This window comes from Adhaeribacter aquaticus DSM 16391 (assembly GCF_000473365.1).
Taxonomy (GTDB): Bacteria; Bacteroidota; Bacteroidia; order Cytophagales; family Hymenobacteraceae; genus Adhaeribacter; species Adhaeribacter aquaticus.
Genome location: NZ_KI421517.1, coordinates 3368180 through 3382956, shown reverse-complemented (window position 1 = coordinate 3382956; position 14777 = coordinate 3368180). Strand labels below are relative to the sequence as shown.

The window sequence follows — 14777 nt, the reverse complement described above, 5'->3', positions numbered from 1 at the left end:
AATAATTTTGAATTAGAACTTTGTATATTAAAGGACCCTTAGTTAAGGATTTTCAAGGTCAACCTTAATAACTAGTTTAGGCGGGAAATTAAAAAAAGAACACAAATAGTAGGATTAAACGAACTTTAGGCGGACAGGAACAAGAAATTAGTTACCAGGGGCTAAATCTGAAAATATTCAGAAAAATCAGTTCTTCATTATGGAATTCGGCAGCAAATTGCATCCTTAAGATAAAAGCATGTTGTTCAGGCGTAGCAATAAGAAATCTTTGTATTCCGATCAGGAACTGATTAAAAAATATCAGGCAACAAAAGATGTTTCTTACGTAGGTGAGCTTTACCAACGATATACGCACTTAGTATTTGGTGTTTGTCTTAAATATTTAAAAGATGAGGAGGATGCCAAAGATGCCACTATGCAAATTTTTGAGAAGCTCCTGCAGGCGCTAAAAACCCAGGAAGTTAGTAAATTTCAAAACTGGTTACTGGTATTAGTCCGCAACTACTGCCTCATGGAATTACGGGGGCGCAAAAGCCGCGAAAACAAATCTTTACTTTACCAGCTACCAGACTTTGAAGGTTCTTTTGATTTAGATAACTCAGCAACATCAGACTTTGAGGAGAAAATTACCCATTTGGAATCTGGTTTAAGGCTTATTCCTGAAGAACAAAGAATTTGCCTGGAGCTCTTTTACCTCCAACAGAAATGTTATCAGGAGATTGCGCAAATTACTGGATATAACATTAGCAAAGTAAAAAGCTACATTCAGAACGGGAAAAGGAATTTACGAATTTACCTTGAAAAGCATCATGACCACTCCTAATATAACTCCCATAACGCCAACCGAAAATCATCTCTCAACGGATCAGATTTACCGGTACTTGGAAGGCCAATTACCGCCTGAACAAATGCACCAATTAGAAAAACATGTAATAGATTGCAACTTGTGCCGGGAAGCAATGGATGGCTTATCCTTAATTCCGAAGCAGATAGCCCAACCTTTTATTTTTGATATAAACCGGCACTTACATAAAAATACAACCCGCCGAATTAAACACAGAACTATAGGAGACATAAAAAACTGGGCGCTTACTACAGCTATTTTGTTTTTATTGATATTTGCCGGTACTGTAGTTTGGTATGCCGCCAAAAATACCGCTTACCAAAACTCCAAAACTACAAACAATAATTATACAGCCCCTGTGCCCGTTGTAGGAATGGAGGCTTATAAAACTTACCTAAAAGATAGTTTGCGGTACCCAACTATTGCAAATCAGCCTAAATCACAAGGTATAGTAGAATTACAGTTCACCATTAATCCGGATGGCAGTTACTCCCAAATTAAAGTTTTAAAAAGCTTAGGTAATGCCTTTGATGCAGAAGCAATAAGATTATTAAAACAAGGCCCCAACTGGAAACCTGCTTATCAAAATAAACAAGCTGTTTCCCAAACCACTATTTTAAAGGTACTTTTTCAGTAGAACAATTAATTTTATATGGTTTGTTCTATATATTAAGTAAAGATTTTTGTTTACCTTATGCCGCCTAAACTTATTATAGTTATTGCCTACAAAGAAATAACTAATTCGTTTAATTGTATACCTGTAAATAAATGGTATAAAGGCATAAAGAAAAAAGGCAATTATCTTCATAATTATATGTAATAATTCCCCCAAAGTTTAAGAATTCACGTACAACCAAATTGGTTGCCCACTAAATATTAGGCACTAATTTTGTGTATAGACAGGTACAAATTAATTACAATACAGTATGTTTTCTTTAAGATCTAAAATAACTATTTATATTTCTATCCTGGTAGCAGTGGTAGTTCTGGCCTCCTTAAAGTTCAACCGGAACTCCGAAAAAGCTGTTGACAAAAATAGTTTGCTGCTTCGGGTAGTAATGCAAGGACTTAATACGGCTCACTTTCAGCCTGAAAAAATTGATGATAACTTTTCAAAGAAAGTTTTTGATCTGTACCTAAAGCGCCTGGACGTAAACAAAAAATTTTTAACCCAAGCTGATATTACCCAATTAATGAAATTTCAGACTGATATAGACGATCAGGTGAAACGAGGTTCGCACGATTTTTTTGAGCAAACGACTCTTTTGTTTAATACCAGAGTTAAAGAAACGGAAGGCTATTATAAAGAAATTTTAGCTAAACCATTCGACTTTGAAAAAGAGGAATCTATTGAGACAGATCCAGATAAAATGTCACGTCCGACCGACAAAGCTGCTTTAAGAGAAGCTTGGCGTAAATATTTAAAATACCAGACTTTGGGCCAACTTACCGAAATGATGGACATGCAGGAAAAAGCGAAAGAACGGGGCGACAATAAAGATGCAAACAAATCATTTGCTGAAATGGAAGCTGAAGCTCGTAAAAAAGTTTTGAAAACGTATGAGGACTTTTATAAGCGATTGTCTCAAAACAGCAAAGAAGAGCAGTTTTCGCTTTTCATGAATGCCATTACTAATACTTACGACCCACATACAGAATATTTTGCTCCTGATGATAAAGCTTCCTTTGATATAGAAATGACTGGCCGGTTGGAAGGTATTGGTGCTTCGTTACAGGAAAGAGATGGCTTTATTAAAGTGGCTGAAATTGTACCAGGTAGTGCTTCTTACCGCCAAGGCGAATTAAAAGCTGGTGATATAATCATCAAGGTAGCCCAGGCTAATCAGGAACCTGTTAGTGTAGAAGGCATGCGATTGGATAATGCGATTAAACTCATTCGTGGTAAAAAAGGTACTGAAGTTCGCTTAACTGTAAAAAAACCAGACGGTACTATTAAAGTAATTCCAATTATCCGGGAAGTAGTTATCATTGAAGAAACCTATGCGCAATCAGCTGTAATCAACAGTGATAAAAAAATTGGCTACATCCGGTTACCTAAATTTTATGCCGACTTTAGCCGTAGGGGTGGCCGTAATAGCGGTGAAGATGTACGCAAAGAAGTAGAAAAATTAAAACAAGAAGGTGCTTCCGGTATTATTCTGGATTTACGTACCAATGGTGGTGGGTCCTTATCGGATGCGGTAGAAATGTCTGGCTTGTTTATTCCAAAAGGCCCGATCGTGCAAGTTGAAACCAGTGGTTCCGCACCACAGGTTTTAGAAGATAAAGATCCAACTGTACAATTTGACGGACCACTTGTAGTGATGGTGAACTCTTTCAGTGCGTCTGCCTCCGAAATTGTGGCAGCAGCTATGCAAGATTACAAACGAGCCATTATTATCGGTAGCCCAACTTATGGTAAAGGCACAGTACAACAAGTATTTGATTTAGATCAGGCTATACAAGGCGGAGAATATTCTTCTATGAAACCATTTGGGTCGTTAAAACTAACAACGCAGAAATTCTATCGCATTAATGGTGGTGCCACTCAATTACGGGGTGTAACGCCTGATATTATTCTTCCGGACTTTTACAGTTTCTTAAAAGAAGGTGAAAAAGACCAGGACTATCCATTACCATGGGATGAAATTAAACCGGCTAATTACAAGCCTTGGAACCCTTCTTTTAACATAGCTTCTGTTAAAGCAAAAAGTCAGCAACGGGTAAGTACGCATCCGAGCTTTGTGCAGGTGACGCAACAGGCTGAAAGAATGAGAAAACGGATGGAACAAAGCAGTCAGTCTTTAAAGCTTACTACCTTCCGGGCTGAACAGAAAAAGTCGCGGGATGAAAGCAAGAAATATGAAACCTTGGAAAAATCTATGGCTGGTTTAACTGTTTCTCCGCTACGAGTTGACTTAGCACAGGCCAAAGACACCTTAGCAGCAGGTCGTTATAATAAGTTTGCTAAGAATATCCAGAAAGATATTTATGTAAACGAAGCGGTTAATATTGTAAAGGATCAGTTCTAAAAATAATTTAGTATAAAAAAAAAGCACTGACTTAGATAAGTCAGGGCTTTTTTTTTATACTAAAATCTAAAACTTTATTCTTAAGCTACCCTCCACATTATTCCGGTAAAATCCTTCGTAGCGCGATTGAGGTACATCTGTAGCTACAGTCAACATAAATTTATTATTAATCTGAATACCCAACATACCAGTCCAGGGAGTTATTTTATCATGGGTACCTCTATAGGTCAATCCTAAGGTTAAAATTTTAAGGGTGGCAGTAGTATTAACATCAAACTCTGATTTATATCCACTCATCAAAGGCTTCCGCATCAGGAAAGAAGGAGTTAAAAACAAGTTATTTCCAAAAGTGAATTTATAACCAGCTGTAGCTAATATTTCACGCATATCTTTCCGGGTTGCATTTCCTTTTAAATTGAAGGTCGGTTCTAAAATATTAATAACAGAACTGCCGGCAAAAAACTTACCTGCATTTAGCCAAAGCCCGGCATCTACATCGGGCCGTAGCTCACTATCATTTCCAGCCATTTTAGGAGCAGCCGGGTCCAATTGGCGCCATTCTTCATAGTTTATATCCAAGTACTTGGCATTTAACCGAGCTCCTATTCCTAACTGAGCCACCTCTCCTATTTTAAACCTTTTAGCATGAGCTAACCCAAAAATGCCTCGCCTGAAAGGCAAACCTCTTTCAAAAGCTACAACCATTCCTAAATTAGAGCGAAGATGATTTTCACCAGATGGGCCATGAAAACTTAAAATACCGCTTAACGGCGCATTCATTTGGTTTAAGGAAGCTTGTCGCAGTGAAAAATTAGCTTCCCTCATATCTTCAGAACCAGCAAAAGCCGGATTCAAATAAAAATAGTTTTGCTGGTAAAGGCGGGGTAAATTAGAACGATGAAGCGTTATATCGCTTTGGGCAAAGAGACTTGTACTTGCTAAAGTAAAAGCAAGTAATAAGACAAATCTGGAAATTAACATTCGTTAGTAAAGTAACAGTTTAGGAATAAATTGTTTATAAGTTTAATTAAAAAAAAAGTACAATTTAACAAATACCCTGATTTTATTTATCTGTAATTACAATTTGTTTAAAATCAGATTCCTGGAAAATCGTTGTGATTACTAACACGGCTTACTTAATAATAGGTTCCAAAACCAAAATTCTCCGCTTTTTTCTTATTAATTCCACCTTGTTTTATACCGGCTAAATTTTGTTAAAATAATTTCATATACACATATTAACCAACTGATTATCAATTTTTTATTTTCATCAATACCACTACTTATTCTATCAATTTTGCAACTAAAACAGTGGTGTTTTTTGTTTATTTAATATGAAAAAGGTAGTGGACGAAACTGTAATTCCTTTCTTAACAGAGGAGATAACTAAACAGGATGAGGTATGGAGAAAATCCATACCAGCACAAGTATTTTTAAATTATTTTTTTGCCATCAATTATCATATTCAGCATAGCAATGATATCTCTTTACATAATTTAACTTTCTTCCGCGAGCATCAGGCAGAGTTAAATACCAAAGATCTTGAAGCAGTAGGGAAATTATTAGTAACCAGTTGGAGTACAGAATATGCTTTACGAGCTACCGCCGAACTGGGCAATGAGGACTACTTGCGCCATGCTTTACATTGGACGTTCCCCCAAGCTTATTATACCATATTTGCCGGGCTTCAGGCATTTTTATATACTCTTAATATCAAAACCAGTCATGCGGAATTAATAAGACGAGAAGTTGGCCGACTGGTGGTTCGGAATGCTTACCCAAGAGCCGTGGGGTATTATGCTGCCGGGTCATACAATGACTTCTCCATGCACCGCCTGCCTCTGGCCGGGCACAAACCAAGTTTACATATTCCGGAGAAGGAAATTGATGCCCAGGCTCAAATTGGCCAGTTTTTGCGGACTACCCGTAAGCTTCAGGCCCAAACCATTAGGAATCAGGTGCAGAATAATAGTCAAAGTGCCTTGAGAAGCCCTAAAACCGGCAAGATTTTAGATAAATGGAATAAGACGCATTGGCAGCAAATAACTTGGCGAATGGGTTATACAACTTTATTTGATTTATTAAGTCGCTTAAGGATTTCGGCAAGCAATAAAGAAATAGATCGGTTTGTTGAAGCAGATATTGATTTTAAACTATTTCATGAATCGCTCCTGGAAATTGTAAGCTACTTAAATGGCTTACACGAAGGTTATGTAGCCAAAGCCATTGGTTTAGAAAAGTACCAGGAATTAGTAGCAGGCTTACCGGCCCATTTACAAAATAGTTTTGTACAATACCGGTTAAGCGAAAAAGTAGCGCCTTTATTTGGTAGTAGCCATACCTACCAGCTAAGCAAGGCAGCATAAAGAATCAATCTTTTTTTACTACTGCATATACTGAAAGCATTTTCTCTTGGAGGAAATGCTTTTTACTTTTCAGCAAGTGTATCCAAACTGATCCTTTAAATTTGCATAGTCAAGTTCTAAAAAAGCAGCTATTAAGCAGCCTCCTGAACCAGGTAAACTTGTAGCAACAATTACGTAAACTGTATTTAAATAATTTTAAAGTCTTAAAAATAGAACCAGGTTGTATACCTTTGTTCTCTACGAAACGGTATAGCCTGTTTTAAACGTAATACTTTTAGCCTTTCCATTTACATAAATGATTATAAAAGACGCCATTTTTATTGCCAGCAATACTGCTGTAGATAAATGTCCGGAAACGGACTTACCTGAGTATGCATTCATAGGCCGATCAAATGTAGGAAAGTCATCTTTAATAAATATGATAACCGGTAAAAGTAAGTTGGCAAAAACATCTTCTTTTCCGGGAAAAACACAACTAATAAACCATTTTAAAATTAACGACGAATGGTATTTAGTAGATTTACCTGGTTACGGCTGGGCTAAGGTAAGTAAAGAATCGAGAGAGAAGTGGGGTAAAATGATTAAAGCCTATTTACAGAAACGGCAGAATTTGGCTTGTGTGTTTTTACTTATTGATTCCCGGCATGAACCACAAAAATCGGATCTGGAATTTATAACTGTTCTGGGCAATTTAGGAATACCTTTTGTTTTAGTTTTTACCAAAGCAGATAAACAATCAGTTAATAAAACACAGGAAAATTTAGCTTTTTATAAAAAGAAATTGCTGGAATCTTGGGAAGAATTACCGCCAATATTCCTGACTTCCTCATCCGAGAAAAAAGGCCGGGATGAAATTTTGGATTTCATTGAATCAGTAAATGCTGATCTGAAGAAATAATATTAATTTGGCACCAAAATTGGGAGCTTGTACGTTATGCACGTGTTTAAACTTAAAAACAATATGAAAGTTAAAATCTCCGCTTTGTTTGCTATTTTATTTTTTGTAGCGGTAGCTGCCTCAGCTCAAACGGCGGCAACTGGTACAGCAGCCCAAACAGTAAAAATTCAGAGCCCTCCTGTTACCGATAAAGTATTACCCGCAGCCGAACATTATGAAGGCGGACAAGCTGCCCTATATGCGTTTATAAACAAAGAAATGGTTTACCCGCCTATGGCCAAAAGAAACCGTATCTCTGGCCAGTGCATCGTAAGTTTTACCTTACAGGAAGATGGTTCTACCGCTAACCATAAAATTATAAAAAATGTAGGCGGTGGCTGTGGCGAAGAAGCCTTACGGTTAGTAAAACTTTTACAATTCAAAGCACCTGGTTATAGCCTAAATACCAGTCTGCCTATTAACTTTAAACTTTAACCTTAACTAATATTTATGCCTGTTGATTTAAAAGAAATTGCTTCCATTGCGGGTATGAGCGGCCTATACCGCATAATCAGCCCTTCACGCAACGGAATTGTAGTAGAAGCATTAGATGAAAAAGCAAATCGTTTTGTTGCCCAGGCCAAACATCGGATTTCTTTATTAAGCGAAATTTCTATATACCAGGACGATTCAGAAGAAACTATTCCGCTGGCTCGCGTTTTTGAGCTAATTCGGGAAAAGCATGGGGAAGCGGTAAGCATAACCAATAAATCATCTAACGCTGAACTAACTTCCTTTATGGAATCAGTTGTTCCGAACTATGACCGGGAACGCGTATATATGTCGGACATTAAAAAGCTGTCAGGCTGGTATAACATAGTAAGTAAATTTGTTCCTTTTACAGAAGCTGAAAATACTACAACTGCTGAAGCGGAGGCACCGGGAGCTGAAACAGAGCCAGTAGCCGCTGAACCAGAAATAAAAGCTAAGAAAGCTAAAAAGTCCTCTGAATAGAGGACTTTTTCATTTCTATACCCTGCCTCATTTTAAATATTAACTTTAATTTAATTATTCTGTTTTGCTTTCTTAAAAATCTGCCCTTACCTTTGTAGCAAAATTTCTTAGTTAAGAAATATTCTTATTTAAGTTGATGCAGCAAAACATTCTTTCAAGACAGGAATTACGGAACCAGCTTATAACGGTAGGCCTTAAGGCTACCCAACAGCGGATTGTAATTCTGGAGGCTTTGGAAGCTTTGCACCCGCACCATCCATCGGCCGAAGCCGTTCACCAAAAGCTTCAATCCGAAAATCCTGGAATTTCATTAGGAACAGTTTATAAAACGCTGGATAGCTTTGTTGAAGTTAACTTAGCTAAAAGAGTGCTTTCGGAAGGTAGCCGGCGCTATGATTTAACGGATAAAGCACACGGACATATTTACTGCACCAACACTAAAGAAATTATTGATTTTTCTGATCCTGATCTGGAAAAACTAATGGAGACCTATTTTCAGCAAAAGAATTTCCAAAACTTTAAGGTTAGTACCATTTCTGTTCAAATAACAGGATCCAAAACCAACCCAAACGACAGCGTTATTATTTCTTAATTCATAATAAATTTTAAACTTAAAGCATATAGAACTATGGCAGTATTAGTAGGAAAAAAAGCTCCTTCTTTTAAAGCAACAGCCGTTATCAACGGTGAAGAATTTGAAGAAAACTTCTCTTTAGATCAATATTTAGGTAACAAACACGTGGTTTTGTTTTTCTGGCCTTACGATTTTACTTTTGTTTGCCCTACTGAAATTCTGGCATTTCAGGAGCGTTTAGCAGATTTCGAAAAACGTAATGTAGCAGTAGTGGGGGTTTCTATCGATTCTCACTTTACTCATTTTGCCTGGTTAAGCACACCAAAAGATAAAGGTGGAATTCAAGGTGTTACTTTCCCTTTAGTAGCCGATACTTCAAAAACAATTGCTACTAATTTCGACGTATTAGCCGGAGAATATTCTTACAACGAAGCTGGTGAAATGGAATTTATTGGTGAGCCAGCTGCTTACCGTGGCTTATTCTTAATCGATAAAGACGGTATAGTTCGTCATCAATTAGTTAACGACCTTCCACTAGGCCGTAACGTAGATGAAGCGTTACGTATGGTAGATGCGTTACAACACTTCGAAGAAAAAGGTGAAGTTTGTCCTGCGAACTGGGAACAAGGCAAAGATGCTATGCAAGCTACACGTGAAGGTGTATCAAACTATTTAGCTAATCACTAATTGATATAAATTTAATAAAGAAGCCTCCTCTGGTTAGGAGGCTTCTTTATTTTTACTCCATTCATTTAAATTAGTAAAAACCGTCGATTTGGCACATTATCACTCATTTTATGCTTATTCGGATTTTACTGTTTCTATCTTTTCTTAGTCTCTCCTCCCCTGTATTTTCCCAAGGCCGAAATACTATTTTTGTTGAAATGCTGGGAAGAAATATATTTGGTCCGGCTTTGTTGTACGAAAAGAGTTCTGCTGCTGCAAGGAAGACTAATTTTCACGTTGGCGGTGGAGTAGGTTATATATGGGATCATGACTCCCGGATTCCTACGCTCCCTTTATTTTTGGGGGCTCATACGGGCCGAACCCACAATAAATTCGAATATGGTATTGCTGGTTTTGTTCCTTTAAAAGACTATATAAATGTGCAGGTTAATGAAGGCTTGGGCACCTACACCAAAGATTATATTATCCCGGTAACCTTATATTTTGGTTTTAAGCACTACCCGAAAAACAATAATGGCCTTTTTTATCATGTAAACCTGCAACCGTTATTTACTCATCAGATCATGCTCCCGGTACTGCCCAGTGTTGGGGTTGGCATTGGCTATTCTTTTTCTAAAACCAAAGAATAAATACAACCATTGGTGCTCCTTTTATTAATGCTTTCTATTTTTACTTAATTTTATCAAAAAGTAAGCTGATTGTCTAAACTACTATATCAAGTTGGGGTAAATTTTTATTCCTTGCTCCTGAAGGGCATAGCACCATTTCATGCCAAAGCCGCTAAAATGGTAGCGGGTAGGCTAAATATTTTTAAACAATTAGAAGCTAGCTTTAAGGAGAATCAGGATCCGGTAGTTTGGTTTCATTGCGCTTCGCTCGGCGAGTTTGAACAAGGCCGGCCTTTGCTCGAAAAATTTGCAGCAACCTATCCAGGATATAAAATTTTGCTTACTTTCTTTTCTCCTTCCGGCTACGAGATTCGGAAAAATTACCCGGGCGCACACTATATTTTTTACCTTCCCCTTGATAATCCGGCTAATGCCAAACGCTTTATAAATTTAGTTAAACCTAGTTTAGCAATCTTTGTTAAATACGAATTTTGGTTTAATTATTTGAACCAGCTACACCAACGTAATATTCCGGTTATTTCAGTATCGGCTATATTCAGACCGGAACAAATATTTTTTAAGCCTTACGGGGGCTTTTACCGGAATACATTGAATTTATTTACCCATATTTTTACTCAGAACCAATTATCTGCAGATTTGCTTCAGACAGCAGGTATAAGCCAGGTTACCGTAGCCGGAGATACCCGCTTTGATAGAGTTTTACAAACTGCTGCTGCTGTTAAAGCTATCTCATTAGTAGAGCATTTTAAGGCAGATAAACCTGTATTTGTGATAGGTAGTAGCTGGCCTCATGACATAGAAGTGCTCCTGCCATTTATTAAAAAATATGCCGGGGCCATTAAATTTATCATTGCGCCCCATGAAATTCATGAACAGGAATTAACTCAACTGCTTTCTCACCTGGAGGGTAAAGCTATCCGCTTTTCCAAAGCTCTTACTCCTGATATTGCTAACTACCCGGTATTATTAATTGATAACATAGGTATGCTTTCGTCACTTTATAGCCATGGCACTTATGCTTATATTGGGGGGGCATTTGGCAAAGGACTTCATAATACTTTAGAAGCAGCCACATTTGGTTTGCCTCTTTATTTTGGACCTTCATACCAAAAATTTCAGGAAGCGATAGATTTAGTACAACTAGGTGTTGCTTTTCCTATTCAATCAACCACGGAATTGGAGGATGTATTTACTCCCATTTATCAAAATCAGGAAAAAAGAAAGGCTATTTCTGAAAAAGCAAAAACCTACGTACAAAACCAGGCCGGTGCAACCGACATCATTCTTCACCACGTAAAAACATTGATTTAAGAATTATGAAAGGTATTGTTATAAAATCTACTGGTTCGTGGTATGTAGTTCGGGATGAAAACGGACAATTGCATCAATGCCGATTACGGGGAAAATTTAAAATAAAAGGAGTCAAGGTCAGTAATCCTATTGCTGTCGGTGACCGGGTAATTTTTGAAACAGAATTACAAGGAGATAATACGGCCGTAATAACGCATATCGAGCCCCGGGACAACTACATAATTAGAAAATCAACCCATAAAACGGCTTATAGCCATATTATAGCCTCTAATTTAGATCAGGCTTTTCTGGTTGCCACGTTAGTATCGCCCAGAACTTCCTTTGGTTTTATTGATCGGTTTTTAGTAACTGCCGAAGCCTATCATATTCCGGTTACTATTATTTACAACAAGGTAGATTTATATAGCGAAGATGATCAGGCCTATCAGCAAAAGGTAGCTAAAATGTATGAGGCTATTGGTTATTCAAGTATTTTCTGCTCTGCTCATTCAGGTATTGGTATTGACCTGATCAGAGAATTAATGCAGGACAAAAAGAGCTTATTCTCTGGTCATTCGGGAGTTGGCAAATCCACGCTCATCAACCTACTTGTTCCGGATCTGGACCTTAAAACCTCCGAGATATCTGCTTATTCCGACAAAGGTGTTCATACCACCACTTTTGCAGAAATGTATGAAGTAAATCCATCTACTTATATAATTGACACCCCCGGTATAAAAGAATTAGGGCTGGTAGATATCAAAGAAAATGAATTAGCCTCCTTTTTTCCTGAAATCAGGAAGTTAATGAGTGATTGTAAATATAATAACTGCCGACACGTAAATGAGCCAGGTTGTGCGGTGATACCAGCTGTAAAAGCCGGTAATATTTCACTTACCCGATACGAGAGCTACCGAAGCATGCTGGCAGAAGGAGATAACCGAAAATAGCCGTTTTACTTAATCTTAATCTCTTAAATTCTATCCTATACATAGGAACTTAAACCTTGAATTTATTTCTTGTGCGAATTAGTAGGTATCCTATTTTTCTCCTTTTAAGGGTACATATCAATTACCGTGATTTTTAATTTGTATAAACTTTTAGCGAAAGCGCAATCGAACCGATTCTTTCATTAATTTGTTTAAAAGCAAAATAAAAGGGTAAAATACTTTTGCCTAGTAAGTGATACTTTCGCCTTAAGTAAATTATTTTAACTTTGTGCCCTTCAATATTAGTAAACAATTAACATTAATATATGTCAACAGCAGAAATCCATACCCAGAAAGGTGTAATGAAAGTAGAATTCTACGATCAGGATGCCCCTAATACAGTAAAAAACTTTAAAGATTTAGCTCAACAAGGCTTTTACAACGGTTTAACTTTTCACCGGGTTCTTCCTGATTTTGTAATTCAGGGAGGCTGTCCAAATTCTCGCGAAGGTGCGAAAGGCATGGCGGGTACTGGTGGTCCTGGTTATAAAATTGACTGCGAATTAACAGGTGGTAACCAATTCCATGACCGTGGAGTTCTTTCAATGGCTCATGCTGGCCGCAATACTGGGGGTTCGCAATTCTTTATTTGCCACAGCCGTCGTAACACCGCGCACTTAGACCGTAACCACACATGCTTTGGCAAAGTTGTAGAAGGTTTAGAGGTTATCGACCAAATTAAAGCTGGTGACCGTATTGAAAAAATTGTGGTTAACGAAGCTGAATAGTTTTATTAGCTCTTTTAAACTATTAATTATTAAAAAGGGGTATCTGTGATCCAGATACCCCTTTTCATTATAAACTCAATTCTCAATTTTACTTGAACTATAGTTTATAAAAATAAAAGGGGTAGCCGAGATAGCTACCTCTTTTATTTTTACCTTTATTTCTAGCTTCGGTAAGCATCATCCTCCTCGTCGTCCTCTTCTTCCCCAAAGGTTGGCATGGTAAACATACTGCTCAACAAGTCTTTAAACTGAGTGCCCGCCGTTAGTTTATTCCTGCTAATCAAACTATGCTCTGCTAAACCATGCAAGCAAAATTCCATTAAAAACAGTTTAGTTTGATCATCGCTGTGGCTATGATACTTTTCCACTAAACCCACCAATCCGGGTACACTGTTCAAATTTTTATTATAATCGGCCACCGACATATCGTTTAAAACATCTATGGTATGCCCTTCTCCAAACCAATCCGTGATTAATTTGTAGGCATTTTTATCTTTTAGTTTCTTTTGCTTATCTGGCTCTGGAAAATAATTCAGAAATTGTGTTCGGATGGCTTTTCCCATTAATTTTTGTGCCACAATAGAAGGTCCTTCCTGTTCCCCTTCGTAAACTAATTCTACTTTCCCGGTTACAGCAGGCACCGCTGCCAGAAAATCCGAAACCCGGATATACGTATTGCTTTCCCCATTAATTAAAGCTCGCCGTTCTGCTGCGCTAAGCATACTTTCGTATGCCGATATAGTTAACCGGGCCGATACCCCACTTTTAGCATCCACAAACTCACTTTCACGAGCTTCCATGGCTACCTGCTCTATTAAATCAGCTACTAACTGGTTGGTTTGTACCAATTGTTTCTGCTCTTTCTTAACCTTTGCTTCTTGCAGGGTAATTTTTTTACCTATCTCAATTGATTTTGGATAGTGGGTGATAATCTGGCTATCAATACGGTCTTTCAGCGGGGTAACTATACTTCCCCGGTTCGTGTAATCTTCCGGGTTAGCTGTAAATACAAATTGAATATCCAAAGGTAAACGCACTTTAAATCCCCGAATCTGGATATCGCCTTCCTGTAAAATATTAAATAATGCCACTTGAATACGAGCTTGTAAATCGGGCAATTCATTTATAACAAAAATCCCGCGGTGCGAACGTGGTATTAAACCAAAATGGATAACCCGTTCATCAGAATACGGCAATTTTAAAGTTGCTGCCTTTATAGGATCCGCGTCACCAATTAAATCGGCTACCGAAACATCGGGCGTAGCTAACTTTTCCGTATAGCGCTCTAACCGGTGCAACCAGGTAATTGGTGTTTCATCCCCCTGTTCACTGATTAAATTTCGGGCAAATATAGATAGCGGTTGTAAAGGATCGTCATTCAACTCTGAACCAGCCACTACCGGTATATACTCATCCAGCAATTCTACCATCATCCGGGCCATCCGGGTTTTAGCCTGCCCCCGCAACCCTAACAAGTTTATATGGTGCATGGAGAGAATGGCACGTTGCATATCCGGAATTACGGTTTCTTCATATCCCCAAATACCAGGGAAGACTTCCTCCTTATTGCGAAGTCTTTCTATTAGGTTATCCCGAAGCTCTTGTTTGATTGATTTTGATTCGTAACCGGCAGCTTTTAACTGGCCTAATGTATTTATCTGTAAAAGGTTTTCTATTGAAAGGTCCTTATAGCTCATGTGGTTCGTATGTAAAAGGTGTTACGTAAAGACTTTACGCTATTAATTTA

The 14777-nt window shown here is 37.8% G+C and carries 15 protein-coding genes; 13 read left to right on the top strand and 2 right to left on the bottom strand.

What is annotated here, in order from left to right; translation table 11 throughout:
* Window positions 1–238 precede the first annotated feature (238 nt).
* The 3 genes from ADHAQ_RS0117215 to ADHAQ_RS0117200 all read left to right on the top strand — a co-directional run bounded on the left by ADHAQ_RS0117215 (window position 239) and on the right by ADHAQ_RS0117200 (window position 3876).
* A complete protein-coding gene (locus ADHAQ_RS0117215) occupies window positions 239–823 on the top strand; it encodes an RNA polymerase sigma factor (protein WP_026463993.1) in 585 nt (194 codons plus the stop codon).
* A complete protein-coding gene (locus tag ADHAQ_RS27340) occupies window positions 810–1481 on the top strand; it encodes a TonB family protein (RefSeq protein ID WP_026463992.1) in 672 nt (223 codons plus the stop codon). Before ADHAQ_RS0117215 ends, ADHAQ_RS27340 begins: the two co-directional genes overlap by 14 nt.
* A gap of 289 nt (window positions 1482–1770) precedes the next feature.
* Entirely contained in the window at window positions 1771–3876 is a 2106-nt protein-coding gene (locus ADHAQ_RS0117200; protein ID WP_026463991.1) for a carboxy terminal-processing peptidase, read from the top strand.
* A 66-nt stretch (window positions 3877–3942) separates the two neighbouring features.
* Here ADHAQ_RS0117200 and ADHAQ_RS0117195 read toward each other — a convergent pair whose 3' ends face one another.
* The gene (locus ADHAQ_RS0117195; protein ID WP_026463990.1) at window positions 3943–4857 is read right to left on the bottom strand and encodes a PorP/SprF family type IX secretion system membrane protein; all 915 of its coding nucleotides are present in this window, start codon (window positions 4855–4857) and stop codon (window positions 3943–3945) included.
* Window positions 4858–5210: 353 nt separating this feature from the next.
* Here ADHAQ_RS0117195 and ADHAQ_RS26110 point away from each other — a divergent pair, with 353 nt between their 5' ends.
* From ADHAQ_RS26110 to ADHAQ_RS0117145, 10 genes are all read left to right on the top strand, one after another.
* The gene (locus ADHAQ_RS26110; RefSeq protein WP_051359994.1) at window positions 5211–6242 is read left to right on the top strand and encodes a hypothetical protein; all 1032 of its coding nucleotides are present in this window, start codon (window positions 5211–5213) and stop codon (window positions 6240–6242) included.
* A gap of 295 nt (window positions 6243–6537) precedes the next feature.
* Window positions 6538–7140 carry a ribosome biogenesis GTP-binding protein YihA/YsxC gene (gene yihA, locus ADHAQ_RS0117185; RefSeq protein ID WP_026463989.1) on the top strand — a complete coding sequence of 201 codons (603 nt, stop codon included), beginning with the start codon at window positions 6538–6540 and terminating at the stop codon, window positions 7138–7140.
* 63 nt (window positions 7141–7203) lie between these two features.
* Window positions 7204–7614, top strand: a complete 411-nt coding sequence (locus ADHAQ_RS0117180; protein ID WP_026463988.1) for an energy transducer TonB — start codon at window positions 7204–7206, stop codon at window positions 7612–7614.
* A gap of 15 nt (window positions 7615–7629) precedes the next feature.
* Complete coding sequence (locus tag ADHAQ_RS0117175; RefSeq protein ID WP_026463987.1) at window positions 7630–8133, top strand: DUF5606 family protein; 504 nt, start codon at window positions 7630–7632, stop codon at window positions 8131–8133.
* Window positions 8134–8269: 136 nt separating this feature from the next.
* Entirely contained in the window at window positions 8270–8725 is a 456-nt protein-coding gene (locus ADHAQ_RS0117170) for a Fur family transcriptional regulator (protein ID WP_026463986.1), read from the top strand.
* A 36-nt stretch (window positions 8726–8761) separates the two neighbouring features.
* Window positions 8762–9394 carry a peroxiredoxin gene (locus ADHAQ_RS0117165; protein ID WP_026463985.1) on the top strand — a complete coding sequence of 211 codons (633 nt, stop codon included), beginning with the start codon at window positions 8762–8764 and terminating at the stop codon, window positions 9392–9394.
* Window positions 9395–9591: 197 nt separating this feature from the next.
* Window positions 9592–10023 carry a hypothetical protein gene (locus tag ADHAQ_RS0117160; RefSeq protein WP_157433448.1) on the top strand — a complete coding sequence of 144 codons (432 nt, stop codon included), beginning with the start codon at window positions 9592–9594 and terminating at the stop codon, window positions 10021–10023.
* Between the two features lie 69 nt (window positions 10024–10092).
* Entirely contained in the window at window positions 10093–11334 is a 1242-nt protein-coding gene (locus ADHAQ_RS0117155; protein WP_026463983.1) for a 3-deoxy-D-manno-octulosonic acid transferase, read from the top strand.
* A gap of 5 nt (window positions 11335–11339) precedes the next feature.
* The gene (gene rsgA / locus ADHAQ_RS0117150) at window positions 11340–12263 is read left to right on the top strand and encodes a ribosome small subunit-dependent GTPase A (RefSeq protein ID WP_026463982.1); all 924 of its coding nucleotides are present in this window, start codon (window positions 11340–11342) and stop codon (window positions 12261–12263) included.
* A 305-nt stretch (window positions 12264–12568) separates the two neighbouring features.
* Window positions 12569–13030 carry a peptidylprolyl isomerase gene (locus ADHAQ_RS0117145; protein WP_026463981.1) on the top strand — a complete coding sequence of 154 codons (462 nt, stop codon included), beginning with the start codon at window positions 12569–12571 and terminating at the stop codon, window positions 13028–13030.
* Between the two features lie 161 nt (window positions 13031–13191).
* Here the strand turns inward: ADHAQ_RS0117145 and ADHAQ_RS0117140 are convergent, their stop codons facing one another.
* The gene (locus tag ADHAQ_RS0117140; RefSeq protein WP_026463980.1) at window positions 13192–14727 is read right to left on the bottom strand and encodes a sigma 54-interacting transcriptional regulator; all 1536 of its coding nucleotides are present in this window, start codon (window positions 14725–14727) and stop codon (window positions 13192–13194) included.
* Between the last annotated feature and the right edge of the window lie 50 nt (window positions 14728–14777).